Below are 22,901 nucleotides of genomic sequence, written 5' to 3'. Positions count from 1 at the left end.
GGTCGATGTCGCTTTACCGGCTGGCCTGATGATTCGTCCGTTTCGCACTTTTCTCGCCTGCGCGCCGCTCCTGGCCGCCACATCCTTCCTTCCCGCCACGGCCCACGCCGCCGACACACTCGGCGAAGCCCTTGCGCGCCTGGCGCCGTCCGCCGACCCCAAGGTGATCGACCTCGCGGTGCAGGCTTCCGAATGTGCGCAGACGCAGAGCGGCACTCCCTCGGATCGCCTGGCGGTGATCGACTATTCGAAGCCCTCGTCGCAGCCGCGCCTTTGGGTATTCGATGTCGTCAGGCGCAAGCTGCTGTTCCAGGAACTGGTGGCGCACGGAAAGAACAGCGGCGATGCCACGGCCACCCGCTTCTCCAATGCGCCGGAAAGCCTGGCCTCCAGCCTGGGCCTGTTCCGCACCGCCGACCCCTACATGGGCAAGAACGGCTACTCGCTGCGCATGACCGGCCTTGAACCGGGCACCAACGACCAGGCCCTGGCCCGGGCCATCGTCATCCACGGCGCCGCTTATGTGAACGAGGCCATGGCCCGCATGGCCGGTCGCATCGGACGCAGCTGGGGCTGCCCGGCCGTGCGTACCGCCGTTGCTCACAAGCTCATCGACACGCTCAAGGGCGGGCAGATGGTCTTCTCGTATTACCCCGACAAGCGCTGGCTGGCCTCGTCGCCGTACCTCAAATGCACCAGCAGCCAGCTGGCAAAGGCTGAAGCGCGTGTCGCCACTCGCCCGGGCACCTGATTCCAGTTGCCGTTCCACGGGTTAGAATCCCCGGAACCTCATCGTGGAACCGAGCATGAAATACGTCGTCGCGTCTGTTGCCTGCATCCTTCTCGCCGGCTGCGCCACCAGTGGCCTGAAGGACTCCCTGCCCAAGCTGAGCAGCAAGACCACCAAGAACGTCGGCGACTACGTGCAGTGCGTCATTCCGAAGTGGCAGGCCCTCTCCAAGGACGCCAACGGCAGCGCCAAGGGCGACAAGGGCGTGGTGACGTCGAACGACGACGGCAAGCACGAGCGTCTTGAAGTCACCGCCAGCGGCTCCGGCGCCCAGGTGGTGATGTACGAACTGCAGAAGGGCAAGGGCGACTACGAAGGTCGCTTCCGCGAAGAAGCCATCTCCTGCCTCTGAGTGACCTCAGCTACGTGGACGCGCCTCGCGGGCGCGTTCCACGGCATCGAGCAGCTCAGACCGGCTGAACGGTTTTTCCAGGAATACCGCCGATAGCGGAAACGGCGCGAGATCCTGCGGCAACCGGCTCGACACCACCACCATGGCTGTCTTCGGGCGTTCGCGCAGCACGGCCTGAAGCAAGGCGCTGCCCCGACGTTCCCCTGGCGTATCCGCATGGATCACCAGCAGGCTGAGGTGCGCCATTTCCTGGAAAGCGTTCTTCGCGTCGCGGTAGGTCACCGTGAAGCGGGCGTCGTAGCCGGCGTCTTCCAGGACGAAGGCCATGGTCTCGGCGACCATGGCGGCACGGTCGAAGACCAGGGCAGTGGGAAGGGCAGGCTTGCTCATGGAGGGCAGTTTAATCCGGTAAACGGGGTTCGGTGCGATTCAGGCACCGGTATTCATCTCCGGCGGCCAGTGTGCATTGATCGTCTTGATCCGCTGGACCAGATCGCGCACTTCCTCGTTGCGATCGTGTACCCGCTTTTCCTCGGCGGCCTTCTGCGCGGCGAAATCCTCGTTCGTGCCCAGCACCGCCTCGTGGACCAGGCGGCAATTTTCCTCGGCGTGGCTGGCGCGGGTGTGAAATCCCAGGCGGTCGGCGATGATTTCCATGCGCAGTCCGGGGTGCACCTGTTCCAGGGCACGGGCCCGGACGATGAAGAACTGTTGCCATTCGCGTTCCGGTGCACCGCTCAGGACGGCTTCCACCCGGGGAATGTCGGGGCGGTCGAACTGCTCGCTGTCGTCAACGGCCTCGAACGATGCGATCTCGATCCAGTCTCGGCTGGCCATGGCAATTCCTTGGGGGTGAGGCGCGGGATTCTTCGTTGCGGCGCGTGCAGGAAACGTCGCGGCTTGCGCTCGGCGCACTTTTCGGCATATACGAACGCGTGCTCTCCACATCCTCCAAGGAGTTCCATCCCATGCGCTACCTCGCCATTGCAGGCGCCGTGCTGCTCGCCGGCTGTGCCACCCAGAACGAGCGCCACGTCGGCATCCACGACGTCCTTTCCAGCACCACCTACTCGAACCAGTCGCCGGGCGATGGCGATGCCACCCTCACGATCGTTCGTGAGCAGGGCCTGTGGGGCGCGGGCTGCTCCAGCGCCGTATACGTGGATGACAAGGCCGTGGCAGACATGGAAATCGGCCAGCAGCTCGTGCTGCACATCCCCTCGGGCGCCCGCAAGCTCAGCGTCCAGCCGCATGGCGTATGCAGCGCCGATCGCCTCGAAACCGACGCCACCCTGGGCCAGGGTGAAACGCGTACGTTCACCATCTCCGCCAGCGGCGAGACCCTGGCTGCCCAGGCCGCTCCGAAGGCCTGATCGGGCTTGTTTTCCGGGTCGCGGTGGCGCAGGATCAAAAACGTCGCCGCGACGCCAGCCCAGGAGCCCTTACCGTGCACCGACGCATCGTTGGCCAGTACTCCGTAGAGGTCCGCACGTTGAAGGCGGCTACCGGTACGTGGAAGTCGGCCTATATCGTCGAACCCGCCGCCCATGCCGGGCCGCGTGACTTCGTCATGATTTCCCTGCTTGAGGAATTCCGTGACGAGCGCAGCGCGGTCGACGCGGCCATGGATCGCGGCATGAAACACGCCGACTGGCTTGAAACCAGCCGCAGCGCCGTTCCCGGCTGACGTGACCGCCGCACCTACCGCGTCGTAACGTCCCCACCACGAACTGCCCCCTAGGGTCCCCGGCACGGGCAACGCCGCCCGGGACCGGGAGGCATGCTTGCAGCGAACGACCCTCTACCTGCCGTTCACCACCTCCCCGCGAGGTGTATGGAACGTTCGCCGGAACGCCGACATCATCGGCCAGTTTCCCACCCGCGACGAGGCCATGCGGCACGCCTTGTCGATGATCGAATCCATCACGGTCCATGGCGGCCAGCCGGTGGACCTGAAGGTGGAAGACGAGGACGGCACCTGGCACCTGGCCGAGCTGCCCGAGGTCACGCGTCGCAGGATCTGAGACCTGCCCGGGCGATAAGACGCATCCGTCTGCCCCGGATGCCTCCATGGCCGCCTACCTGAAAGCCCTGCGTTCCACCGAGTCCGATGCGGCGCTCGCCACCCATCACGACGGGCGCACGCTGGCCCAGCGCCTGAGCGCCAAATACGGCGACCGGGTCTGCTCGGCTTTCACGCTGTTCGGGCGCGAGGGCAGTTTCGTACCGCTGCCGGACGATCTCCCCGAAGGGCTCGCCAGGGCCTTGCGAGCGCGGGGCATCGAGCAGTTGTACAGCCACCAGCAGCAGGCCTGGGAGGCGGCGCGCAGCGGTCGCAACGTGCTGGTCGCCACGCCCACGGCATCGGGCAAGACGCTTTGCTATACGCTGCCGGTGATCGCCTCGGCTATCGAGGCCGGCGCGCGTGCGCTGTATCTGTTTCCCACCAAGGCACTGGCGCAGGATCAGGTGGCCGAACTGCTGGAAATCAATCGTGCCGGCGACCTGGGCGTGAAGGCCTTCACCTTCGACGGCGACACGCCGGGGGATGCGCGGCAGGCGATCCGCCTGCACGGCGACGTGGTGGTGAGCAATCCCGACATGCTGCATCAGGCCATCCTGCCGCACCATACGAAGTGGGCGCAGTTCTTCGAAAGCCTGCGCTACATCGTCATCGATGAAATCCATACCTATCGTGGCGTGTTCGGCTCGCATCTGGCGAACGTGCTGCGCCGCCTGAGGCGCATCTGTGCGTTCTACGGCGTGCGACCGCAGTTCGTACTGTGTTCGGCCACCATCGGCAATGCCGTGGAGCATGCGCAGGCCCTGATCGAAGACGAGGTGTTCGCGGTGACGCACAGTGGGGCGCCCAGTGGCGACAAGCACGTGCTGCTGTGGAATCCGCCGGTGATCAATCCCGATCTCGGCCTGCGTGCTTCGGCGCGTTCGCAGACCAACCTGATCGCACGCGTCGCCATCAAGGCGAAGATGAAAACGCTGGTATTCGCGCAGTCGCGACTCATGGTGGAAGTGCTCACCAAATACCTCAAGGATGTCTTCGATCACGATACCCGCAAGCCGCCGCGCATCCGCGCCTATCGCGGCGGTTATCTGCCCACGGAGCGCCGCGAGGTGGAGCGTGAGATGCGCGCAGGCAACGTGGATGGCATCGTGTCCACCTCGGCGCTGGAGCTTGGCGTGGATATCGGCAGCCTCGACGCCGTGGTGCTCAACGGGTATCCCGGCTCCATCGCGGCCACCTGGCAGCGTTTCGGGCGGGCGGGGCGCCGGCAGCAGCCGTCCCTTGGCGTGCTGGTGGCCAGCAGCGCGCCGCTGGATCAATACCTCATGCGCCATCCCGCGTTCCTTACGGAGGCCAGCCCGGAGCATGCGCGCATCCAGCCCGACCAGCCGCTGATCCTGCTCGACCACATCCGCTGTGCGGCCTTCGAGCTGCCTTTCGTCGACGGCGATCGCTTCGGTCCGGACGATGCGGGCGCCTATCTCCAGGTGCTGGAAGAATCCGAGGTGCTGCACCGGGAGGGCGATCGCTGGGAGTGGATCGCGGATAGCTATCCGGCCAATGCCGTTAGCCTGCGTTCGGTGGCGGATGGCAATTTCGTGGTGGTGGATCGCACGGAAGGACGGCAGACGATCATCGCCGAAGTCGATTATTCGGCTGCCGCGCTCACACTCTACGAGGGCGCGATCCATATGGTGCAGTCCGTGCCTTACCAGGTGGAACGGCTCGACTGGGAAGGACGCAAGGCGTATTGCACGCGTACGCGTGTCGATTACTACACCGATGCCATCGACTACACCAGGCTCAAGGAGCTTGAATGCTTCGATGGCACAAAAGCAGGCGAGGGCAGTGCGCGGCATGGCGAGGTGCACGTGGTGCGCCGCGTATCGGGCTACAAGAAGATCCGTTACTACACGCATGAAAACATCGGCTACGGCCCCGTGAACCTGCCCGACCAGGAATTGCACACCACCGCCGTGTGGTGGCAATTGCCGCAGACGGTGCTCGACGAGGCTTTCCGCTCGCGCCAGCACGCCCTCGACGGCTTCCTGGGCGCGGCATATGCGCTGCATGTTGCCGCCGTGGTGGCTGTGATGGCCGAGCCGCGCGACCTGCAAAAGGCGGTGGGTTCCGGCGACGGGGGCTGGTCGGCTCAGGTGGACTCATCGGGCAGGGGACAGGTGCGCGCCCCGGATGGCGGCCTCGCCACGGCAGACATGCTCGAACGCTTCCTGCCCACGGTGTACCTCTACGACAACTTCCCCGGCGGCGTCGGCCTCAGCGAGCCGCTGTTCGTGCGTGCGAATGAGTTGCTTCACAGCGCCCTGGAAACCGTGCGCGGCTGTGAATGCAAGGCCGGCTGCCCGGCCTGCGTCGGCCCGGTGCTGGCCGCCGACGAACAACGCGATACCACCCCCAGGGCCCTCACCGCCCGCGTCCTGGAACTCCTGGGCGCGCAATCATGAGTTCCCTTTCAGACAAGCTGGCCGCGCTGCGCCACCAGGCCGGCTCCCCTGTAGGAGTGCGCCCCGCGCGCGACCGCTCTGTCGCCAAAACCACCCCCGACCTCGAAACCCTCCGCCGCCTCTACGGTATCCGCACCCGCCTGGGCCTCCCAAAGACACAGACCAAAAGCACCAACCGCGACGTCCCCGGCGACGAACTCGCCCCCGGCCTGCGCTACCTGGAACAATCCTTCGAACGCCCCCGGCCTCCCGACGTTTTCGACCTCGGCTTCGCCCGCCTCACCGAGGCCCGCTGCGAACACCTGCTGCATTTCGATACGGAAACCACCGGTCTTGCCGGCGGCACGGGCACGCGCGCCTTCATGATCGGCGCGGCCGACTGGCACGCAGGACGCCTGCGTGTGCGCCAGCTCTACATCACCACGATGGCGGCGGAAACGGCGATGCTGCGCGAGTTCACACGCTGGATCAGTGGCGATACCGTGCTCGTGAGCTACAACGGAAAATCCTACGATGCGCCGCTGCTGGCCACGCGCTACCGGCTGGCGCGCATGGTCAATCCGCTATCCGGACTGGTCCATGTCGACCTGCTGCATCCCATGCGCCGTCGCTACAAGCAGGTGTGGGAGAACTGTCGCATGCAGACAGCGGAACGCCACCTGCTGCGCATCGTGCGCGAAGACGACCTGCCGGGCTCGGAAGCCCCGGCAGCATGGCTGGGCTACCTGCGTGGCGGTTCGTCGGAAAACCTCGTGCGCGTGGCCGAGCACAACCTCCAGGACGTGCGCACGCTGAGCGGCCTGCTGGTGGAAGCCCACGGCTGGGCCGAACTGGATAGGCCGCCTTCGCCCGGAGGTAACGAAATCTCCACGCCACCCCGCGCAGGCTGACCCACGCACAGCACGCATCGAGGAGGCATCAGGCATGAACGAGCCGACCAAGCCCTGCGACCACGACGGTTGCAGCTGCCAGGTTCCCGTCTCACGCGAGTACTGCAGCGAAGCCTGCCGTATGGCGGCAGAGGAGCAGAACGTCGGCAGCACCTGCGAATGCGGGCACGCCAGGTGCCAGCAACCCCATTCCCACTGACGGAGGCTTCCTCATGACCAACGACGGCAAGCAGGACACCCCGGGCTACAAGGAACAAAACCCCAAGCCCTCGCACGGCAACCCGAAGGTACCCGGCGAAGGGCATCCCAAGGAGCCGCAGAACATGCCCAAAGACAAACCGGGCAAGCAAGGCAGCTGAACCCCCAGCCCCCTCACCCCTATAGGAGCGCGCCTCGCGCGCGACCCCTGAAAACGAAAACGATGATGATGCGGGAACAGGGCCGGAGCGCACCACATACGCAAACCCTCACTCCAGCTATAGCGTAAAGAGGCTTTGCACTGATCTGGCGAGCATTCAAACAGCCCGCCCGATCAATACAAAGCCTCTTTCGTGCCAACAAAGCCTGAGGGGTCGCGCACAGGTGCGCTCCTACAGTGCAGTCTGGCTTGTCTGGCGGTTGGTTCAGGCGTTTTGGCCTGTACCGGTCGCGCGCGAGGCGCGCTCCTACAGAGTGTTTATGCGGCCTTGCGCAGGAGGCCGCCGATGCCGGCCACGGCGTTGCCGATAGCCGCCGTCTTCTGCTCGTCGCCGCGCGACACGCCTTCGGCGCGCACGAACTCGACATCCGTGATGCCGAGGAAGCCCAGCACCGCACGCAGGTACGGCTCCTGGAAGTCCATCGAGGCAGCGGGCGTGCCCGGGGCGTAGATGCCGCCACGCGACGAGGCGACGATCACGCGCTTGCCCACGGCCAGGCCCTCGGGGCCGGCGGCGGTGTAGCGGAAGGTCTTGCCGGCCACGGCGATACGATCGATCCAGGCCTTCAGCGAGCTGCTGATCGAGAAGTTGTACATCGGGGCGCCGATGACGATGACGTCGGCGGCCAGGAATTCGTCCATCACCTTGTCGCTTTCCGCAGCCGCGGGGTCGTTCTCGCCGGCCGGAAGGGCCCAGTGGCCCAGCGGGGCGGTGTGCAGATCACGGTAGGTGACCTCAAGGCCCGGGTGGTTGCGGGAAAACTCGGCGACGATGGCGGCCGTCAGGCCGCGCGACACGGAATAGGCGCCAAGGGCACTGGCATCAATATGCAGGAGTTTCATAGCGTTACCTCTTTCTGGGCCGCTCAGCGCGGGATGGAGGAACGATACGCCGGCAACAATGCCGTGATTAGTCGGGTTGCGGTAGACTCATTGTTTCCAGACAGAAACGACGGATGATTCCGATGGAAGGCGCACTCCAGGACCTGAACGACCTGTACTTCTTCGCTTCCGTCGTCGAGCACGGCGGATTCTCCGCAGCCGGGCGCGCCTTGGGCGTGCCCAAGTCGCGCCTGTCCAAGCGCATCGCCCAGCTGGAAGACCGCCTGGGCGTACGCCTGCTCCAGCGCACCACCCGTCGTTTCGTGGTCACCGAAATCGGCGAGCGCTTCTACGCGCACTGCCGGGCGGTACTCGAGGAGGCGAGGGCGGCGCAGGATGCCGTAGACGAATTGCGCACCGAGCCGCGCGGCGTGGTGCGTGTGAGCTGCCCGATTCCCCTGGCGCAGAATGTGCTCGGCCCGATGCTGCCGGCCTTCATGCTTGAGCATCCGAAGGTGCAGATCCGTGTGACGGCCACCAACCGCCGCGTGGACCTGATCGGTGAAGGTTATGACGTGGCTATCCGTGTCCGCGAGAAGCTCGATACCGATGCCACGCTGGTGTTGCGCAGCATCGGCTATGCACGCAACCTGCTTGTCGCCAGCCCGAAGTTCCTCGACAGCAACGGGCGTCCCAAGACCCTGGAAGAACTTGCGCTGCTTCCCGCGTTGTCCATGTACGAGCACGAAGGCGCGCAGGTGTGGGAGCTCGTGGATGCCACCGGTCGCAAGGCCGCCGTCGAGGTGAAGCCGCGCCTTGTCAGTGGCGACTTCTCCGTACTTATTTCCGCCGCCGTGCAGTGCTGCGGCGTGGCGCTGGTGCCTGAGAATTACTGTGCGCCGATGATCGCCAATGGCGCCCTGGAATGGGTGCTGCCGGAATACACCACGGCACAGGGCACGTTGCACTTCGTTTACCCCAGCCGTCGCGGCCTGCTGCCCGCCGTGCGCAGCTTCGTCGACTTCCTGGCCGAGCGGCTGCCCAAGGCGCAGGCCGAGTTCCACAAGGACTGCGAGCGCCTGGGCCGCGAGCCGTCGGAGGCGGGCGCGATTCATCTGGCCCGCATGTTAGGATCGGAGTATCCGGCGGCATTTGGCCGTCCAAACGAATGAAGGCGTTCGATGCAGCTCGAAACCAAGCTCCCCAAGGTCGGTACGACCATTTTCAGCGTCATGAGCCAGCTCGCGCTGGAGCATAAGGCAGTCAACCTGGGCCAGGGCTTCCCGGATTTCGAGCCGCCCGAAGCCTTGCGTGAAGCCATCACGCGCGCCATGGCCGAAGGCAAGAACCAGTACGCCCCCGGCGTCGGCATCGCGAAGCTGCGCGAGCAGATCGCCCTGAAAACGGAGCGCCTCTACGGTCACCGCGTCAGCCCCGATACCGAGGTCACCGTCACCTCCGGTGCCACCGAGGCGCTGTTCTCGGCCATCGCCGCCGTGGTGCGTGCAGGCGACGAAGTCATCGTGTTCGACCCGTGCTACGACAGCTACGAGCCGGCCATCGAATTGCAGGGCGCCACGGCGGTGCATATCCCGCTTACGCTGCCGTCCTTCGCCATCGACTGGCAGCGCGTACGCGATGCGGTCACGCCGAAGACCCGCGTCATCCTGATCAACTCGCCGCACAATCCGTCGGGCGCCGTGCTCAGCCGTGCCGATCTCGACGAACTGGCCGCCATCGTGCGCAACACGAACATCGTGGTGCTGTCCGACGAGGTGTACGAACACATCGTGTTCGACGGCGCCGAGCACCAGAGCGTGCTTCGTCATGAAGAGCTGGCGGCACGCAGCTTCGTGGTGTCGTCGTTCGGCAAGACATATCACTGCACGGGCTGGAAGGTCGGCTACGCCGTGGCGCCGAAGGCGCTCACCGCCGAGTTCCGCAAGGTGCACCAGTACCTCACCTTCTGCACCTTCAATCCGGCACAGTGGGCGTTCGCGGAATTCCTCGAATCCTCGCCCGGGCACTACCTCGACCTGCCGGCGTTCTACCAGGCCAAGCGCGATCGCTTCCGTGAACTGCTGGCGCCGTCGCGCCTGAAGCTGCTCGACGTGCCGGGTGGTTACTTCCAGCTGGTGGATTACAGCGCCATCCGCGATGTCGACGACATCAATTTCAGCGAGTGGCTGGTGCGCGAAGGCGGCGTGGCCGCGATCCCGCTCAGCCCGTTCTACGAGACCGCACCGGATACCCGCCTGGTCCGCCTGTGCTTCGCCAAGAACGACGCCACCATGGAAGCCGCCGCGGAGCTCCTGTGCAAACTCTGACCGTTTCCCTCATCCAGGGCGCCACGCTCTGGCACGACGCACCGGGCAATCGCGAGTACTACGGGCGTCTCGTGCGCAGCGCCCCCGGGAGCGACCTCATCGTGCTGCCCGAGACCTTCCTCTCGGGCTTCACCAACGACACGTTGGGCAACGCGGAAACCATGGACGGCGAAGGTATTGCCTGGTTCCGTGCGCTGGCGACCGAGGTAGGTGCCACGCTGACGGGCAGCCTTGTCATCAAGGATGGCGACACCGTCTACAACCGGCTGGTGTGGGCGTCGCCCGATGGCAGCCTTGCCTGGTACGACAAGCGCCACCTGTTCCGCATGGCGGGCGAGCACACCCGTTACGGTGGCGGCAGCGAGCGTCTCATCGTCGAACTGAAGGGTTGGCGCATCCTGCCGCAGGTCTGCTACGACCTGCGCTTCCCCGTATGGCTGCGCAACGGCCGCAAGGAAGACGCCGCCGGCGGCATGGACTACGACCTGGCCCTGTTCGTGGCCAACTGGCCGTCGCCGCGCCGCCAGCCCTGGCGTACGTTGCTGCGCGCCCGCGCCATCGAGAACCTCTCCTATGTGATCGGCGTGAATCGCGTGGGCACGGATGGCAACAACCATCCGTATTCGGGCGACAGCGCCATCATCGATGCGGTAGGCGAGCCGCTGGTGGAACTGGGCCCGCAGGAACAGGTAGTTACGGTGACCCTCGACCCGGCCCCGCTACTGGCCCACCGCGAGCGCTTCCCGGCCTGGATGGACGCCGACCCGTTCTCCCTGACCCCCCCAGATCTAGCTCCCCCTGTAGGAGCGCGCCTGCGCGCGACCGGATGTAGCCGAACCTCCCGGGTCGCGCGCAAGGCGCGCTCCTACAGGAGAGGTGGAGGCAAAACCCTGTAGGAGCGCGCCTGCGCGCGACCGGATGCAGCCGAACCTCCCGGGTCGCGCGCAAGGCGCGCTCCTACATGGGAGGGGTTATCGCGTTGTTCGTTACTTCGCCGGGGCGAACGGCACTATCGGCCCGATATGGGCCACCTTGCGCCACGCGGCCAGCTTGTCCACGATGCCCTTGCCGACGGCAATCTGCGGCTCGGAAGGGTCGACCTGATCGCGCTTCTCCCAGTCGGCGATCTCACCGGTTGCCTTGTGGAAGGCATCGATGAAATCCGGCGTGGCATTCAACCCGTCGGCCAGCCAGGCATGCCCGAAATAGGTGATGTCCGAATCGGCCCCGCACCCGAACGACGTGCGATCCGTACGCGCCGAGGTAAGCACCAGTGTTCCGGCACCCTGAAGCTTCGGCACGAAGCCGCCCGAATAGCAGGCGTTGACCACCACCACCTTCCAGCGGAACGGGCGCTTGGCCAGGATATCGGCCAGACCGTCCGGGTCCAACTGGTCGAGCGGGATCGGGTCCATGTCCACCAGCAGGGTGTGGTCACTACCACCATGCGTGGCCACGTAGACCAGCAGGATGTCCTCGCGCGGGTCCATGACCCGGGTCAGCCCATCCAGTGCGGCTTCGAGGTTGGTCCAGCTCGCCAGCGGCCGGGTGCTCAGCGTGGCGGGGTTGTTCTCCAGCACAAGCGTGTGTTTCGGGCTGTCGAAGCGACGGCCCATCAACTGGTCGAGGTATTCAACCTCATTGCGGAAGACATCTTCCGACCCATCGCCGCCAAAGGCCACGGCATAGATGTTTGGCTGGCCCGGCGTGCGCGGTGCAAGGCCAGCCACGGCCTTGCGCACCATCTCCGGCTGCGCCGTGAAGACTTGCTCGGGCGTGGGTCCGTTATCCGGCCAGTCGCCGTTGTCGATGTCCAGCGCCGGCTCGTCCGTGCTGGTAGACGGTGCCGGCCCCGTGGAAGCGGCGGGCGCAGGCGCCTGCGCGACCGACCCCGGGGCTGCCGTGAGCGGCGGCGAGCCGTAGCGCAGGACGCCGGCGGCGATCAGCACGCCTGCGGCGAAGGCCAGCAGGACGTAGATCGGCGTACGGCGCCGGGAGTCAGGGTGTGATGGCATCGAAGTCGGTGACGGCGGGGTGGCCGGCATCCACCAGCGGCTGCGGCGGACGGATGAGGTGGGTGGTGTGCATGCCGGCGGCACGCGCGGCGTCCAGTTCTTCCTTGATGTCGGACAGGAACAGGACCTGCGCCGGGGGCAGGCCGATGGCCTCGGCGATGCGGCGGTAGGACTCCACCTCGCGCTTGTGGCCGGTCTGGGTGTCGAAGTAGCCGGAGAACAGCTGCGTGAGGTCGCCATTCTCGCTGAAGCCGAACATCAGCTTCTGCGCAGGCACAGAACCCGACGAATACACGTAGAGCTTCAGGCCCTGGTCGTGCCACGCCTTCAGGCGGGCGGCCACTTCCGGGTACATGTGCGAGACGTAAGCCTTCGATTCGTAGCCCTGGCGCCAGATCATGCCCTGGAGGGCCTTGAGCGGGGTGGCCTTGCGGTCTTCGTCGATCCAGCGGATCAGCAGGTCGATGATCTCGGTGCGCGACGCCTGGACGATGCCAGCCTCTTTCGCCGCCTCGTGAAGCCAGTGCTGCACTTCCGGATCGTCGGCATGGGTCTCGACGAAAGCCGGCAGATGCTGGCGGGCGTAGGGGAAGAGGACGTCCTTGACGAAGTCGATCGAGCTGGTGGTGCCCTCGATGTCGGTGAGGACGGCGCGGATATCGGACATGCGGTGAAAGCCTGCGGGTCGGGGAAGACCCGCAGGATAGCCGAGGGGCTGTCTTTTACGAAGCCTGGGCCGCAGACGGATGGGGATCCATGCGCGGGAACTGCTCGGCGATGTCGGAGCCGGTGAAGTTGGCCACCCAGCCCTCGACATTGGTGAACAGGCGGATCGCCACGAAGTACGGCGACTCGCTCATGTCGAACCAGTGCGTGGTGTTGTCGGGCACGCCGATGAGGTCGCCCTTCTCGCAGAGCACCTCGTACACCTTGCCGTTGATGTGCAGGGTGAACTGGCCGGCACCGGCGACGAAGAAGCGCACTTCGTCTTCACTGTGCGAATGCTCGTTCAGGAACTTCTGGCGGAAGGCGGCGCGATCCGGGTGGTCTGGCTTCAGGCTGATGACGTCGACGGTGGTATAGCCGTTCTCGGCCATAAGGCGGTCGATGTCGGCGCGATAAGCGGCGATCACTTCCTCCTGGCTGGCGCCGGGCACGATAGGCTTGTTGGCTTCCCACTGCTCGAAACGGACACCGACCTTCTTCAGTTCGGCAGCGATATCGGCGTGGTCGGTATGGATGGAGAGCGGCTTATTATTGTTGTCGTCGTAAATACGCAGGCGGCTCATGGGGAAAGTCTCCGCAGGTCAAGTTCACAGCCCAGCAGGAATTCCAGGGCTTCGAGGTGGCGGCGGGTTTCGGGCATGTCGCGGCCCCAGGTGTAGATACCGTGTCCATTGATGAGGTAGGCGTACAACGGCTTGCCTGAGTCGATCCATGCGTCCACCCGGGCCTCAAGCTCGGGCATGTACTGGGTGTTGGGGAAAACAGGGATTTCCAGCACGCTTTCATGTGTGCTGAATCCGGAGATTGCCTTCTGCAGCTCCCATCCTTCTAGCCGGATCAGACCCTCTTTGGCGAAAAGCCGCGATGCCACGCTCTGGGTACGTGAATGCGTGTGCAGCACCACATTCGCCTCGGGAAAACGCTTGTAAACCTGCGTATGCAGGCCGGTTTCCGCCGAAGGGCGCGAATCGCTGCCCACGGCCTTGCCGTCCATGTCCACCACCATGATGTCGTCGCGACCCAGCCGGCCCTTGTCGCGGCCGGAGATCGTGATCGCCGCCAGATCGTCGGCGAGGCGCATGGAGAAGTTGCTGCTGGTGGCGGGTGTCCAGCCGAACGCAGCCAGTTCGCGGGCGGCATCCGCGATGGCGTCGGCGCGCTGGGCCAGCAGGGCAGGATCGATGTGGGACAAGGTCTTCGACATGGTATTTGGACGTCTAAACAAGGTTGTCAGCATATCATGGCGCCCATGACGGCCTGTCGGTAATGCGAACCACTCCGTTTTCGCCGAACGCGTAGCATTCGGTTCCGGTACCGGTGGGAGGGACACCGGCGGATTTTCGATGGAGGTTCTTTCCTTTATGTCGCATCACGATTCGAATAATGAGGGGCGCCGTCGCTTCCTCAAGGTGGCTGCGGGCAGCGTAGCCGCCGCCACGGTTCTGGGCTCGCTTCCGCGCCTGGCCCGCGCGCAGGATCTGCCGCATCTGTCGCCGTCGGACCCCACCGCCTCGGCGCTGAAGTACGTGGAAGATGCCAGCAAGGGGCAGGGCCGCAAGGGATCGGACGCATGCGCCGATTGCAGTTTTTACCAGGGTAAAACCGGTGGTGCCTGGGGCCCGTGCCAGTTGTTCCCCGGTAAGGCCGTGGCCGCGAAGGGCTGGTGCGTGTCGCACACCCACGTTGCCTGAATTCAGTCCGGGTAAAAACATGAAGGCCAGCCGACGAGGCTGGCCTTTCTGTTGGGACGATCAAAATGCAGCCCAAGCGCGCCAGGCCGAGGAGCTGACCCGCCTGACGCACTGGGCGGCAATCCGGGGCCCACTGCCAAGTGATTTACCCTCGGAACGGGGATCATACTCCCCTCGAAGCATGACCGGCCAATGGCAGTTAAACGGCAGGCTAAAATTTATCTATTAGCTAGATAAATCAGTTGCTTGTCATAACTTTCCAGAATTTTAACGAAATCGTTGTCACGCCCCGGAAACAGCCCTCAACGGGGCTGGCGAAGGCGGCTGTGGCGGTAGCTGTAAGCGAAGTAGACGATGATGCCGACGACCGTCCACACACCCATCAACACCCAGTTGCGCACACCCATCGAGTAAAGAAGGAACAGGCAGCTCAGCACACCGAGCGTGCAGGTGATCGGCGCAAACGGGACGCGGAACGAACGCGGCACATCGGGTGCGGAGCGTCGCAGGATCAACACACCGATGCACACGGCGCAGAACGCGACGAGCGTGCCCATCGAGGTGAGGTCACCGAGCAGGTTCAACGGGAACACGGCAGCGAGCAGTGCGATGCCAAGTCCGGTGATGACGGTGTTGATGTGTGGCGTGCGGTACTTCGGGTGGATCGTGGTGAACACTTTCGGCATGAGACCGTCGCGGCCCATGATCATGAAGATGCGCGGCTGCGCGATGATCATCACCAGCACCACCGACGACAGGCCGATGAGTGCGCCGACTTCCACGATGCCACGCAACCAGCTCAGTTCCGGATGGTTGCGGATGGCGGTGACGACCGGCTCGGCAGTGTCCAGTTCGCTGAACGGCACGAGGCCGGTAAGCACCGCCGCCATGGCGATATACAGCACCGTGCAGATACCCAGCGAGGCCAGCGTGCCGATAGGCATGTCGCGCTGTGGGTTCTTGGATTCCTGGGCCGCCGTGGAGGTGGCTTCGAATCCGATATAGGCGAAGAACACCATGGAGGCGCCGCGCAGGATGCCCGGCCAGCCGTACTTGTCGCCGCCCTGGTTTTCGGGGATGAACGGATGCCAGTGCGAGGTGTCGATGTGGCTGGCGCCTACCACGATCACCACGATGATGAGCGCGGTCTTCAGCAGCACCATCGCCATGTTCAGTCCGGCGGATTCGCGGATACCCACGTAGCAGAGCCAGGTGAGGGCGAGGGTGATGCCCACGGCAGGCAGGTTGAACAGCGCGCCGGTGGTTACCAGGTGGCCGTCGACGAAGTCGAGTGGCGCATTGGTGAGTGCGGGCGGGATGTGGATGCCGACATGGTCGAGCAGGCTGACGAAGTAGCCCGTCCAGCTCACGGCCACCGCGGACGCGGATACGCCGTATTCGAGAATGAGGTTCCAGCCGATGAACCAGGCGGCCCCTTCACCGAGCGTGGCATAGGCATAGGAATAGGCGCTGCCCGAAACGGGAATCAGCGAGGCAAACTCTGCGTAGCACAGCGCGGTGAACACGCTGCAGATCGCCGCGATGACGAAGGACAGGATGATCGCCGGTCCGGCGTGCTCGGCTGCCGCCACGCCCGTGATGACGAAGATGCCGCCGCCGATCACCGCACCGATGCCGAGGGCGGTGAGGCCCCACGGACCGAGGGTGCGTCGCAGGGCCGGGCCGTGCGCGTCGTCGGGTTCGGCTTGAGGTGATTTCTTGGCGAGCAGCTGATCGAGCATGGACGGCCTGAATTAAGAAAAGCGGCAAAGGATACCGGCAAATGAGAGGGGCCGGCGGATTCCGCCGGCCCCGACAGGAAGAGCGACCTCAGCCCAGCGACTTGCGCAGCTTGCTGTGCGCGTAGCCGTAACCGAAGTAGATCAGCTGACCGATGACGATCCAGCCGACCATGAGGCGCCAGTGCTCCTCGAAGGCCTGCCAGAACAGGTAGACGCAGGAGATGGCGCCGAGGATGCAGATGGGCCACACGAGCGGCACGCGGAAGCTGCGCTTGAGATCCGGACGGGTGTAGCGGAGGATCAGCACGCCCAGGCAGACCGTGGCGAAGGCGAGCAGGGTGCCCATGGATACCAGTTCGCCCAGCACGCTCACCGGGAACAGGCCGGCCATGGCAGCCGCGGCCACGCCGACGATCACCGAGCCGATGTACGGCGTGCGGAAGCGCGGATGCACCTTCGCCAGCACCGGCGGCAGCAGGCCGTCACGTGCCATGGAAAAGAAGATGCGCGGCAGGCCCATGAGCATGACCAGGATCACCGACGACAGGCCGGTGATGGCGCCAAGCACCACGATGGTCTTCAGCCACGAGAGCTGCGGATACAGGCCCAGCGCGGTGGCGACCGGCTCCGGCGTGTTCAGCATGCGGAACGGGGCGATGCCGGTGAGCACCAGCGCCACGGCGATGTACAGCACCGTGCAGATGGCCAGCGAGCCGAGAATGCCGATGGGCATGTCGCGCTGCGGGTTCTTCGCTTCACCGGCGGCGGTCGACACGGCGTCGAAGCCCACGTAGGAGAAGAACACGATGGTGGCGGCACGGAAGATGCCACTCCATCCGAACACGCCTTCACCTTCCTGCGGCGGAATGAACGGATGCCAGTTTTCCGGATTGACCAGGCGGATGGCGAAGGCCAGGAACAGCAGGATCACGGTGACCTTGATCGCCACGATGATCGAGTTGACGAAGGCCGACTGGGTGATGCCGACGTAGCACAGGCCGGACAGCGCGGCGATGATGATCACGGCAGGCAGGTTGATGAGCGTGCCGGTGGCCTGGATGTGGCCATTGACGAACTGGAACGGGGCCGATGCCAGCTCGGCAGGCAGCGTGACATTGCTTCCGATCATCTGGCCGATGAGGCCCAGCAGTTCGTTGACGTAGCCCGACCAGCCCGCGGCGACGGTGGCGGCGGCGAAGAGGTATTCGAGGACCAGGTTCCAGCCGACGAACCAGGCGACAAACTCGCCGAGCGTGGCATAAGAATAAGAGTAGGCGCTACCGGAGACGGGAAGCATGGCGGCGAACTCGGCGTAGCACAGTCCGGCCAGGGCGCAGGCGAAGGCGGCGATGATGAAGCTGATGACCAGGGCGGGGCCGGCATGCAGAGCGGCGGCCTGTCCGGTAATGACGAAGATACCCGCACCGATGACGGCGCCGATACCGAGAAGGATGAGGTGACGCGCGGTAAGCACTCGTTTGAGGTCGCCTCCGTGCGCACCCGTATCGATATGTTCACCAGCATCTACGTGCGGCGCCGCCTCGATCGGATGCGTCGCAAAAAGGTGTTTCAGCATGTGTCTCCCCTACAGCCGGAATATTGCTTTTTTTGTTGGGACCGCCGCGTTTTGCACGGTGGGCACGCCGCTGCCCCAGAGCGTCGGCTCCGCACCATAGCCCAGCGGGGCTTGGCGGTACAAGCTGCAATGCGAGGCATACCAATGCCTTGCATGAGGCGGTGACGCGGCGACCATGACTTGCGGCGGTTGTGCATGAATGTTCGTTGGTGCTCAGAAAACCATGTTCAGGGCGGCCTGCGGCGCTACGTAATCGGTAACGTTTCGCCCGGCCACGGTGAACTGCACACCGGCGATAAGACCGATGCTGGCGTTGAAGTGGTATTCGACCGCAGGCGCCAGGCTGAACGAGCTGGCGAACGGCAGGCGGCGGTCCACCGCCGTTCCATTGCCCGCACTGCCACGCACGCGCACCGTGCCGGTCCGGTTCCAGATGGCTTCGCCCACGAGCACCCAGCGGGTGTCCAGTGCGTACTCGGCCGCCAGGGTGGCGTTCCACATCTGGCCCGGCGTGGCGTGACCTCGGAATCCGGCGTCGGTACCGTACACGCTCGCATCGCGTATGCGAATGCGGTCGGGCGAAGGGCTCCAGGCCACCTGGCTGCGCCAACGCAGCGCCTGGCCGTCGTCGAGCCAGTAGAGACGCTGTGCGCCCACGGTAAACACGGTGCGAGCCGCGCCGCTGCCGGTGCCATTGAGCGGATTGGTGTCGAGCCTGTGGTACTTGCCGGTGGTGATGTTGCGTGCAAGGGCGACGGCGAGAATGGTGCCAGTGCCATCGGCGGCTGGCCCCAGCAGGCGCTGTTGCAGACGAACGTTGGTGTCGCCGATGCGCAGGCCGTCGGTGTGGCTACCACCACCGGAGGTACGTGCGGCGGTGGGTGTGACCTGGATGCCAAAGGCATCCGTGATGCCGTAGGTCATGGGCACGGCGATCTGCCACTGGCGGAACTTCGGGTGCGATGTATGGCGGCCACCCGTGTCGTCGTAACTGCCTCGCAGGTTGGAGTGGATGAGATAGGGCTCGATGTTGAACACCCCTTGCGGCAGGGTGTTGACGGCCGGCGTAACCAGCGGGCCGGTAAAGTTGGCGGTGCTGGAGGCGATCGCTGGAGCCGAAACGACGGCGAGCGCCAGGGCGCCCGCCGGCACGGCGCGGGCAATGAGGGAAGGCGGCATTCGCGTTTCCTTGCGTGGTGCAGTCGGACTGCTGGATGGGGCGATACGCCTTGTGGCGTGTCGGAATCCATCCTAGGGAGCAGCCCATGGCGCTGAATATCGGACTAGTCTGAAAAATCGTGCGAATATTTGCGGCTGGATTTCAGCGATATCCGTCATGACGTCAGTTAACGCCCTGGCCCAGGCCTTCCATCACTACGCTTCACGCTGGCCGGACGAGCCCGACACCTCGCGGTTCAGCGACTGGCTTGCCACGAAAGAGCGTCCTTTTCACCGTGAGACGCTCGAAGGTCACTTCACCGGTTCCGCTTGGCTGGTGAGCGCCGATGGCGAGCGCGTGCTGCTGATGCACCATCGCAAGCTGCAGCGCTGGCTACAGCCGGGCGGGCATGCCGATGGTGATGCAGATCTGGCGCATGTCGCCTTGCGCGAGGCGGAAGAGGAGACGGGGTTGCGCGATCTCGCCGTGCTGCCGGACATCTTCGATATCGACGCACACCGGATTCCGCAGCGCGGCCATGAGCCGGAGCACTGGCACTTCGACGTGCGCTACGTCGTGGTGACTCGTGGCTCGGAAGTTTTCGAGGCCAACGAGGAATCGCTGGCGCTGGAATGGCGATCGATCGAGGCCACTGCCGGCGATGTGACGGCAGATGAGTCGCTGCGCCGCATGGCTCGTAAATGGCTCGCCACCCAAAAGGGGTAGTGCGCGACGGCGGAGGGGGAGCTGCGTTGTAGGAGCGTGCTTGCGCGCGACCGGGGTTTTTCGCAACCCCTGGTCGCGCGCAAGCACGCTCCTACAGTCAGGCGTATTTCGCGGGGGCGGGGTGCACGGTGCCGCACTGCTTGCAGGTGCGGGCTTCGAGCGAGCGATAGAAGCGCTCGAATACCGGCGGAAAATCGCTTTCGATGCTGTCCAGCAAGAAATACGCTTCAAACAGCTTCGTATTGCAGTTCTCGCAGAACCACAGCAGGCCGTCGCGCTCACCGGCAATACGGCGGCGCTCGACGACCAGGCCGATGGAGTCGGGCATGCGTTGCGGCGAATGCGGCACGCGTGCGGGTAGGTAGAAGATTTCGCCGGCACGGATCGGAATATCGCGAGCCGTGCCGTTGTCCTGCACTTTCAGCACCATCTCGCCTTCGAGCTGGTAGAAGAATTCCGGGCCTTCGTCGTAGTGATAGTCGGTGCGGGCATTGGGGCCGCCGACGATCATGATGATGAAGTCGCCATCCACGATGCACTTGTTGCCGACCGGAGGCTTGAGCAGGGCGCGGTGTTCGTCGATCCAGCGCTTGAGGTCGATGGGTGGTAGCAGGCTCATGGAGGCGGCTTCGTGGAAACGTCCGCCGATGATACTCCCGGGCCGGCCGCAGCGAGCGGGCGAGGCTGTAGGCGGTATGACCGGCCTCGGGCAAGGGGCTTCCGGCGCGCACGTCCGTGTCGTACAAGGATAACTCCCTCCTGCAATGGAACCCCCATGGCGTCGTGGTACCACGCCAGCGCCCCCGAACCCGCCTCCCGCCCGGCCCCCCAGGGGCGGCGCGAAGCTGCGGTGGTCGTCGTGGGCGGGGGATTTGCCGGGCTGAACACGGTGCTGGGCCTGGCAGCGCGAGGCGTGCGCGACGTCGTGCTGCTGGAGGCCAAAACCATCGGCTTCGGTGCGTCCGGGCGCAACGGTGGCTTCGTGTTTGCGGGCTATTCGCTGGGCGAGCAAGCGCTGCTGGATCGCATCGGCGCGGAGCGGGCGAGGGCGCTGCACGCCCGCACCGTGGACGCCGTGAACCTGATCCGTGAGCGTATCGTGTCGCTGTCCATCGATTGCGACATGGTGGACGCGGGCGTCGTGTGGGCGAACTGGTTCCGCGACGGGCGCGTGCTTCGCGACAGGCAGCGGTTGCTGGCGGAGCATTACGGCGTCGACTGGCAGTGGATTCCCGCCGATGCGATGCACGAGTTCGTGCACAGCAAGCGTTATCACGACGGCCTGTATGAGCGGAACGCGCTGCATATCGATCCGCTGGCCTATGCGCGGGGACTGGCGCGCGTGGCCGAGGCGGCGGGTGTCACCATCCACGAGCATTCGCGGGTGCGGATGCTGGAGCGGCGGGGAGCGCGCTGGGTGCTTCGCGTGGGCGATGCCGAGATCGAAACGCCTCAGGTGGTGCTGGCCTGTGGCGGTTACCTGGCCGGCCTTGATCGCCGTATCGATCGTTCGATCCTGCCCATTGCCACGTATGTGATGGTGACCGAGCCGCTGGGGAATCGCCTGTCGGAATGCCTGCGGACGCGCGCGGCGATCTATGACACGCGGTTTGCCTTCGACTATTACCGGCCGCTCAACGATACCCGCCTGCTGTGGGGCGGCCGCATCTCCATTCGCGACCGTTCGGCGCATGGTGTGCAGCGGTTGCTTACACGGGATCTGCTCAAGGTATTTCCGTCGCTGAAGGGCGTAAAGGTAGAGCATGCGTGGTCGGGCCTTATGAGCTATGCGCGCCACGAGATGCCGCAGATCGGCACGCACGGTAACGGCCTGTGGTATGCCCAGGCGTTCGGCGGTCATGGCCTGGCGCCCACATGCGCTGCCGGCGAGGCACTGGCAGACGCCATTGCCTCGGGCGATTCGCAACTGGATGCCTACGCCGGATTCGGCCTCGACCCGGTGCACAAGCCCTTCGGCTATCTCGCCGCGCAGGGCATGTACTGGAAATACGAATTCGCCGACTGGATGAAATCCCGCATGGAAGGCTAGCCACCCCGTAGGAGCGCGCCTTGCGCGCGACCGTGGCTATGGCGGAAAACGCCAACCCCTTCGTTATCGTTTCATCGGGTCTGTCGCGCGCAAGGCGCGCTCCTACAGGGGATTGGCAACTGGGTTTAGTGTTGGTGCTTGCCTAGCCAGACAGCGACGCCTTGCGCATTCAGCCGGATGTCGATTTTCAGCAGCCTGGCGATCTCTTCCGGCGGCAGGCTCACGCCATGCGCCAGTGCGCGGCGCACGTAAAGCGCCCGGAAATCTTCCGCCATCAGTGCTTCCCGATCCGCATCCCCTGCATGACGACGCGCCATTGCCACCATCGCGTCGATCTGCTCGTGCAGGTCGGTCGCCAGTCGGCGCACGTCTTCCACGCGGCCGTAATGGGTGAGGTACATGGCTTCCGGCTTGTAGCGGAGCATGCGATCGATGGAAGCATGCGCCTCGTCGGGATCGAACTGCACGGGAGATGTGGTGGGCAGGATGAACGGCCCTTTTGCCGTATCCAGTTCGCGATAGGACAGGCCGAAGACGTCGCCGGTGAAGAACGCGTTGGCGCGTTCGTCGTGGATGGCAATGTGGTGCCTTGCGTGGCCCGGTGCGTCGATGCAGAGCAGGGCGCGGCCAGCCAGGTCCACCACGAAGCCGTCGGTAGCTTCCACGACGCGGTCCTCGGGCACCGGCACGATATCGCCGTAATCGCGGCGCATGGCTGCCTCGCCATACACGGCCGTGGCACCGGCAATAAGAATCGACGGATCGATCATGTGCCTTGCCCCGCGCGGATGCACTGCGAGCCTGGCATTCGGCAGGTGCCGCATCAGCTCACCCGCACCGCCTGCGTGATCCAGGTGCACATGGGTGAGGATCACCCAGTCGATATCGGCGGGCTGCAGGCCGGCCTTGTCGGCCGCGCCGAGAAGCCGTGGCACGGAGTGCGATGTGCCGCTGTCGATAAAGGCCCCGCGCCCACGTTCGACGACGAGATACGCCGCGTCGAATGAAGGGCGGCCGAAGCCGGTGTCGATGGTATGAATGCCGTGCATGAAATCCCTCATTTGTAGGAGCGCGCCTTGCGCGCGACCGGGTGTGGCGCGAAAACCGGTCGCGCGCAGGCGCGCTCCTA

General features: G+C 64.9%; 25 protein-coding genes and 1 pseudogene. 14 read left to right on the top strand and 12 right to left on the bottom strand.

Annotated elements, in window-relative coordinates; all coding sequences use genetic code 11:
• Nucleotides 1-28: 28 nt before the first annotated feature.
• The gene (locus tag KR767_RS18055; RefSeq protein ID WP_166946798.1) at nucleotides 29-751 is read left to right on the top strand and encodes a murein L,D-transpeptidase catalytic domain family protein; all 723 of its coding nucleotides are present in this window, start codon (nucleotides 29-31) and stop codon (nucleotides 749-751) included.
• A gap of 55 nt (nucleotides 752-806) precedes the next feature.
• Nucleotides 807-1,142: a hypothetical protein gene (locus tag KR767_RS18050; RefSeq protein ID WP_250877295.1), complete on the top strand. Its 336-nt coding sequence runs from the start codon at nucleotides 807-809 to the stop codon at nucleotides 1,140-1,142.
• 6 nt (nucleotides 1,143-1,148) lie between these two features.
• On the opposite strand, the gene KR767_RS18045 is transcribed toward KR767_RS18050, so the two are convergent.
• Complete coding sequence (locus tag KR767_RS18045; protein WP_166946796.1) at nucleotides 1,149-1,532, bottom strand: DNA-binding transcriptional response regulator; 384 nt, start codon at nucleotides 1,530-1,532, stop codon at nucleotides 1,149-1,151.
• Between the two features lie 39 nt (nucleotides 1,533-1,571).
• Nucleotides 1,572-1,979 carry a hypothetical protein gene (locus tag KR767_RS18040; protein ID WP_250877294.1) on the bottom strand — a complete coding sequence of 136 codons (408 nt, stop codon included), beginning with the start codon at nucleotides 1,977-1,979 and terminating at the stop codon, nucleotides 1,572-1,574.
• 131 nt (nucleotides 1,980-2,110) lie between these two features.
• On the opposite strand from KR767_RS18040, the gene KR767_RS18035 reads away from it, so the two are divergent.
• From KR767_RS18035 to KR767_RS18010, 6 genes and pseudogenes are all read left to right on the top strand, one after another.
• On the top strand, nucleotides 2,111-2,515 hold the full coding sequence (locus KR767_RS18035) for a hypothetical protein (protein WP_250877293.1): 405 nt from the start codon (nucleotides 2,111-2,113) through the stop codon (nucleotides 2,513-2,515).
• A gap of 74 nt (nucleotides 2,516-2,589) precedes the next feature.
• Nucleotides 2,590-2,829 carry a hypothetical protein gene (locus KR767_RS18030; RefSeq protein WP_250877292.1) on the top strand — a complete coding sequence of 80 codons (240 nt, stop codon included), beginning with the start codon at nucleotides 2,590-2,592 and terminating at the stop codon, nucleotides 2,827-2,829.
• Between the two features lie 97 nt (nucleotides 2,830-2,926).
• Nucleotides 2,927-3,166, top strand: a complete 240-nt coding sequence (locus KR767_RS18025; RefSeq protein ID WP_166946792.1) for a hypothetical protein — start codon at nucleotides 2,927-2,929, stop codon at nucleotides 3,164-3,166.
• Nucleotides 3,167-3,212: 46 nt separating this feature from the next.
• Nucleotides 3,213-5,615, top strand: a pseudogene (locus tag KR767_RS18020) (DEAD/DEAH box helicase); the annotation flags it as partial.
• 11 nt (nucleotides 5,616-5,626) lie between these two features.
• Entirely contained in the window at nucleotides 5,627-6,520 is an 894-nt protein-coding gene (locus KR767_RS18015) for a ribonuclease H-like domain-containing protein (protein WP_250877291.1), read from the top strand.
• Nucleotides 6,521-6,732: 212 nt separating this feature from the next.
• Entirely contained in the window at nucleotides 6,733-6,879 is a 147-nt protein-coding gene (locus KR767_RS18010; protein ID WP_166946789.1) for a hypothetical protein, read from the top strand.
• Nucleotides 6,880-7,196: 317 nt separating this feature from the next.
• Here the strand turns inward: KR767_RS18010 and KR767_RS18005 are convergent, their stop codons facing one another.
• Nucleotides 7,197-7,781 (bottom strand): FMN-dependent NADH-azoreductase, encoded by a 585-nt coding sequence (locus KR767_RS18005; protein WP_166946788.1) that lies wholly within the window; start codon nucleotides 7,779-7,781, stop codon nucleotides 7,197-7,199.
• 113 nt (nucleotides 7,782-7,894) lie between these two features.
• Between KR767_RS18005 and KR767_RS18000 the strand changes: the two genes are divergently transcribed.
• From KR767_RS18000 to KR767_RS17990, 3 genes are read left to right on the top strand one after another with little or no spacing between them, the layout of a single operon-like run.
• Complete coding sequence (locus tag KR767_RS18000) at nucleotides 7,895-8,932, top strand: LysR substrate-binding domain-containing protein (RefSeq protein WP_250877290.1); 1,038 nt, start codon at nucleotides 7,895-7,897, stop codon at nucleotides 8,930-8,932.
• A 9-nt stretch (nucleotides 8,933-8,941) separates the two neighbouring features.
• A complete protein-coding gene (locus tag KR767_RS17995; protein WP_250877289.1) occupies nucleotides 8,942-10,087 on the top strand; it encodes a pyridoxal phosphate-dependent aminotransferase in 1,146 nt (381 codons plus the stop codon).
• Nucleotides 10,075-10,983, top strand: a complete 909-nt coding sequence (locus KR767_RS17990; RefSeq protein ID WP_250877288.1) for an amidohydrolase — start codon at nucleotides 10,075-10,077, stop codon at nucleotides 10,981-10,983. The genes KR767_RS17995 and KR767_RS17990 overlap by 13 nt, the downstream gene beginning before the upstream one ends.
• 90 nt (nucleotides 10,984-11,073) lie before the next feature.
• Here KR767_RS17990 and KR767_RS17985 read toward each other — a convergent pair whose 3' ends face one another.
• The 4 genes from KR767_RS17985 to KR767_RS17970 are packed head-to-tail and all read right to left on the bottom strand — an operon-like array spanning nucleotide 11,074 to nucleotide 14,032.
• A complete protein-coding gene (locus tag KR767_RS17985; RefSeq protein WP_250877287.1) occupies nucleotides 11,074-12,102 on the bottom strand; it encodes a C13 family peptidase in 1,029 nt (342 codons plus the stop codon).
• A complete protein-coding gene (gene mtnC / locus KR767_RS17980) occupies nucleotides 12,086-12,769 on the bottom strand; it encodes an acireductone synthase (protein ID WP_166946783.1) in 684 nt (227 codons plus the stop codon). The genes KR767_RS17985 and mtnC overlap by 17 nt, the downstream gene beginning before the upstream one ends.
• Before the next feature lie 55 nt (nucleotides 12,770-12,824).
• On the bottom strand, nucleotides 12,825-13,391 hold the full coding sequence (locus tag KR767_RS17975) for a 1,2-dihydroxy-3-keto-5-methylthiopentene dioxygenase (protein ID WP_250877286.1): 567 nt from the start codon (nucleotides 13,389-13,391) through the stop codon (nucleotides 12,825-12,827).
• Complete coding sequence (locus KR767_RS17970) at nucleotides 13,388-14,032, bottom strand: methylthioribulose 1-phosphate dehydratase (RefSeq protein WP_166946781.1); 645 nt, start codon at nucleotides 14,030-14,032, stop codon at nucleotides 13,388-13,390. The genes KR767_RS17975 and KR767_RS17970 overlap by 4 nt, the downstream gene beginning before the upstream one ends.
• Before the next feature lie 157 nt (nucleotides 14,033-14,189).
• Between KR767_RS17970 and KR767_RS17965 the strand changes: the two genes are divergently transcribed.
• Entirely contained in the window at nucleotides 14,190-14,519 is a 330-nt protein-coding gene (locus KR767_RS17965; protein ID WP_166946780.1) for a high-potential iron-sulfur protein, read from the top strand.
• A 302-nt stretch (nucleotides 14,520-14,821) separates the two neighbouring features.
• Here the strand turns inward: KR767_RS17965 and KR767_RS17960 are convergent, their stop codons facing one another.
• The 3 genes from KR767_RS17960 to KR767_RS17950 all read right to left on the bottom strand — a co-directional run bounded on the left by KR767_RS17960 (nucleotide 14,822) and on the right by KR767_RS17950 (nucleotide 19,016).
• Nucleotides 14,822-16,261: an amino acid permease gene (locus tag KR767_RS17960; RefSeq protein WP_166946779.1), complete on the bottom strand. Its 1,440-nt coding sequence runs from the start codon at nucleotides 16,259-16,261 to the stop codon at nucleotides 14,822-14,824.
• An 88-nt stretch (nucleotides 16,262-16,349) separates the two neighbouring features.
• Complete coding sequence (locus KR767_RS17955; RefSeq protein WP_166946778.1) at nucleotides 16,350-17,837, bottom strand: amino acid permease; 1,488 nt, start codon at nucleotides 17,835-17,837, stop codon at nucleotides 16,350-16,352.
• Nucleotides 17,838-18,050: 213 nt separating this feature from the next.
• Complete coding sequence (locus KR767_RS17950; protein ID WP_250877285.1) at nucleotides 18,051-19,016, bottom strand: hypothetical protein; 966 nt, start codon at nucleotides 19,014-19,016, stop codon at nucleotides 18,051-18,053.
• Between the two features lie 157 nt (nucleotides 19,017-19,173).
• Between KR767_RS17950 and KR767_RS17945 the strand changes: the two genes are divergently transcribed.
• On the top strand, nucleotides 19,174-19,722 hold the full coding sequence (locus KR767_RS17945) for an NUDIX hydrolase (RefSeq protein ID WP_250877284.1): 549 nt from the start codon (nucleotides 19,174-19,176) through the stop codon (nucleotides 19,720-19,722).
• A gap of 97 nt (nucleotides 19,723-19,819) precedes the next feature.
• Here the strand turns inward: KR767_RS17945 and KR767_RS17940 are convergent, their stop codons facing one another.
• On the bottom strand, nucleotides 19,820-20,341 hold the full coding sequence (locus KR767_RS17940; protein WP_250877283.1) for a 3-hydroxyanthranilate 3,4-dioxygenase: 522 nt from the start codon (nucleotides 20,339-20,341) through the stop codon (nucleotides 19,820-19,822).
• 156 nt (nucleotides 20,342-20,497) lie between these two features.
• Between KR767_RS17940 and KR767_RS17935 the strand changes: the two genes are divergently transcribed.
• Nucleotides 20,498-21,772 (top strand): NAD(P)/FAD-dependent oxidoreductase, encoded by a 1,275-nt coding sequence (locus KR767_RS17935; protein ID WP_250877282.1) that lies wholly within the window; start codon nucleotides 20,498-20,500, stop codon nucleotides 21,770-21,772.
• Nucleotides 21,773-21,897: 125 nt separating this feature from the next.
• On the opposite strand, the gene KR767_RS17930 is transcribed toward KR767_RS17935, so the two are convergent.
• Nucleotides 21,898-22,821, bottom strand: coding sequence for an MBL fold metallo-hydrolase (locus KR767_RS17930; RefSeq protein ID WP_250877281.1), 924 nt, complete (start codon nucleotides 22,819-22,821; stop codon nucleotides 21,898-21,900).
• Nucleotides 22,822-22,901 lie beyond the last annotated feature (80 nt).

The sequence above is a fragment of the Luteibacter anthropi genome, from assembly GCF_023699965.1.
In the GTDB taxonomy this organism is placed as follows: Bacteria; Pseudomonadota; Gammaproteobacteria; order Xanthomonadales; family Rhodanobacteraceae; genus Luteibacter; species Luteibacter anthropi.
Note: the sequence above shows the minus strand (reverse complement) of the source record. Positions and strands in the feature narration are given on the sequence as shown.

Coding starts and splice junctions, on each gene's coding strand:
- KR767_RS18055 (WP_166946798.1), top strand. CDS start 29: ATGATTCGTCCGTTTCGCACTTTTCTCGCCTGCGCGCCGCTCCTGGCC.
- KR767_RS18050 (WP_250877295.1), top strand. CDS start 807: ATGAAATACGTCGTCGCGTCTGTTGCCTGCATCCTTCTCGCCGGCTGC.
- KR767_RS18045 (WP_166946796.1), bottom strand. CDS start 1,532: ATGAGCAAGCCTGCCCTTCCCACTGCCCTGGTCTTCGACCGTGCCGCC.
- KR767_RS18040 (WP_250877294.1), bottom strand. CDS start 1,979: ATGGCCAGCCGAGACTGGATCGAGATCGCATCGTTCGAGGCCGTTGAC.
- KR767_RS18035 (WP_250877293.1), top strand. CDS start 2,111: ATGCGCTACCTCGCCATTGCAGGCGCCGTGCTGCTCGCCGGCTGTGCC.
- KR767_RS18015 (WP_250877291.1), top strand. CDS start 5,627: ATGAGTTCCCTTTCAGACAAGCTGGCCGCGCTGCGCCACCAGGCCGGC.
- KR767_RS18010 (WP_166946789.1), top strand. CDS start 6,733: ATGACCAACGACGGCAAGCAGGACACCCCGGGCTACAAGGAACAAAAC.
- KR767_RS18005 (WP_166946788.1), bottom strand. CDS start 7,781: ATGAAACTCCTGCATATTGATGCCAGTGCCCTTGGCGCCTATTCCGTG.
- KR767_RS18000 (WP_250877290.1), top strand. CDS start 7,895: ATGATTCCGATGGAAGGCGCACTCCAGGACCTGAACGACCTGTACTTC.
- KR767_RS17995 (WP_250877289.1), top strand. CDS start 8,942: ATGCAGCTCGAAACCAAGCTCCCCAAGGTCGGTACGACCATTTTCAGC.
- KR767_RS17985 (WP_250877287.1), bottom strand. CDS start 12,102: ATGCCATCACACCCTGACTCCCGGCGCCGTACGCCGATCTACGTCCTG.
- mtnC (WP_166946783.1), bottom strand. CDS start 12,769: ATGTCCGATATCCGCGCCGTCCTCACCGACATCGAGGGCACCACCAGC.
- KR767_RS17975 (WP_250877286.1), bottom strand. CDS start 13,391: ATGAGCCGCCTGCGTATTTACGACGACAACAATAATAAGCCGCTCTCC.
- KR767_RS17970 (WP_166946781.1), bottom strand. CDS start 14,032: ATGTCGAAGACCTTGTCCCACATCGATCCTGCCCTGCTGGCCCAGCGC.
- KR767_RS17965 (WP_166946780.1), top strand. CDS start 14,190: ATGTCGCATCACGATTCGAATAATGAGGGGCGCCGTCGCTTCCTCAAG.
- KR767_RS17960 (WP_166946779.1), bottom strand. CDS start 16,261: ATGCTCGATCAGCTGCTCGCCAAGAAATCACCTCAAGCCGAACCCGAC.
- KR767_RS17955 (WP_166946778.1), bottom strand. CDS start 17,837: ATGCTGAAACACCTTTTTGCGACGCATCCGATCGAGGCGGCGCCGCAC.
- KR767_RS17950 (WP_250877285.1), bottom strand. CDS start 19,016: ATGCCGCCTTCCCTCATTGCCCGCGCCGTGCCGGCGGGCGCCCTGGCG.
- KR767_RS17945 (WP_250877284.1), top strand. CDS start 19,174: ATGACGTCAGTTAACGCCCTGGCCCAGGCCTTCCATCACTACGCTTCA.
- KR767_RS17940 (WP_250877283.1), bottom strand. CDS start 20,341: ATGAGCCTGCTACCACCCATCGACCTCAAGCGCTGGATCGACGAACAC.
- KR767_RS17935 (WP_250877282.1), top strand. CDS start 20,498: ATGGCGTCGTGGTACCACGCCAGCGCCCCCGAACCCGCCTCCCGCCCG.
- KR767_RS17930 (WP_250877281.1), bottom strand. CDS start 22,821: ATGCACGGCATTCATACCATCGACACCGGCTTCGGCCGCCCTTCATTC.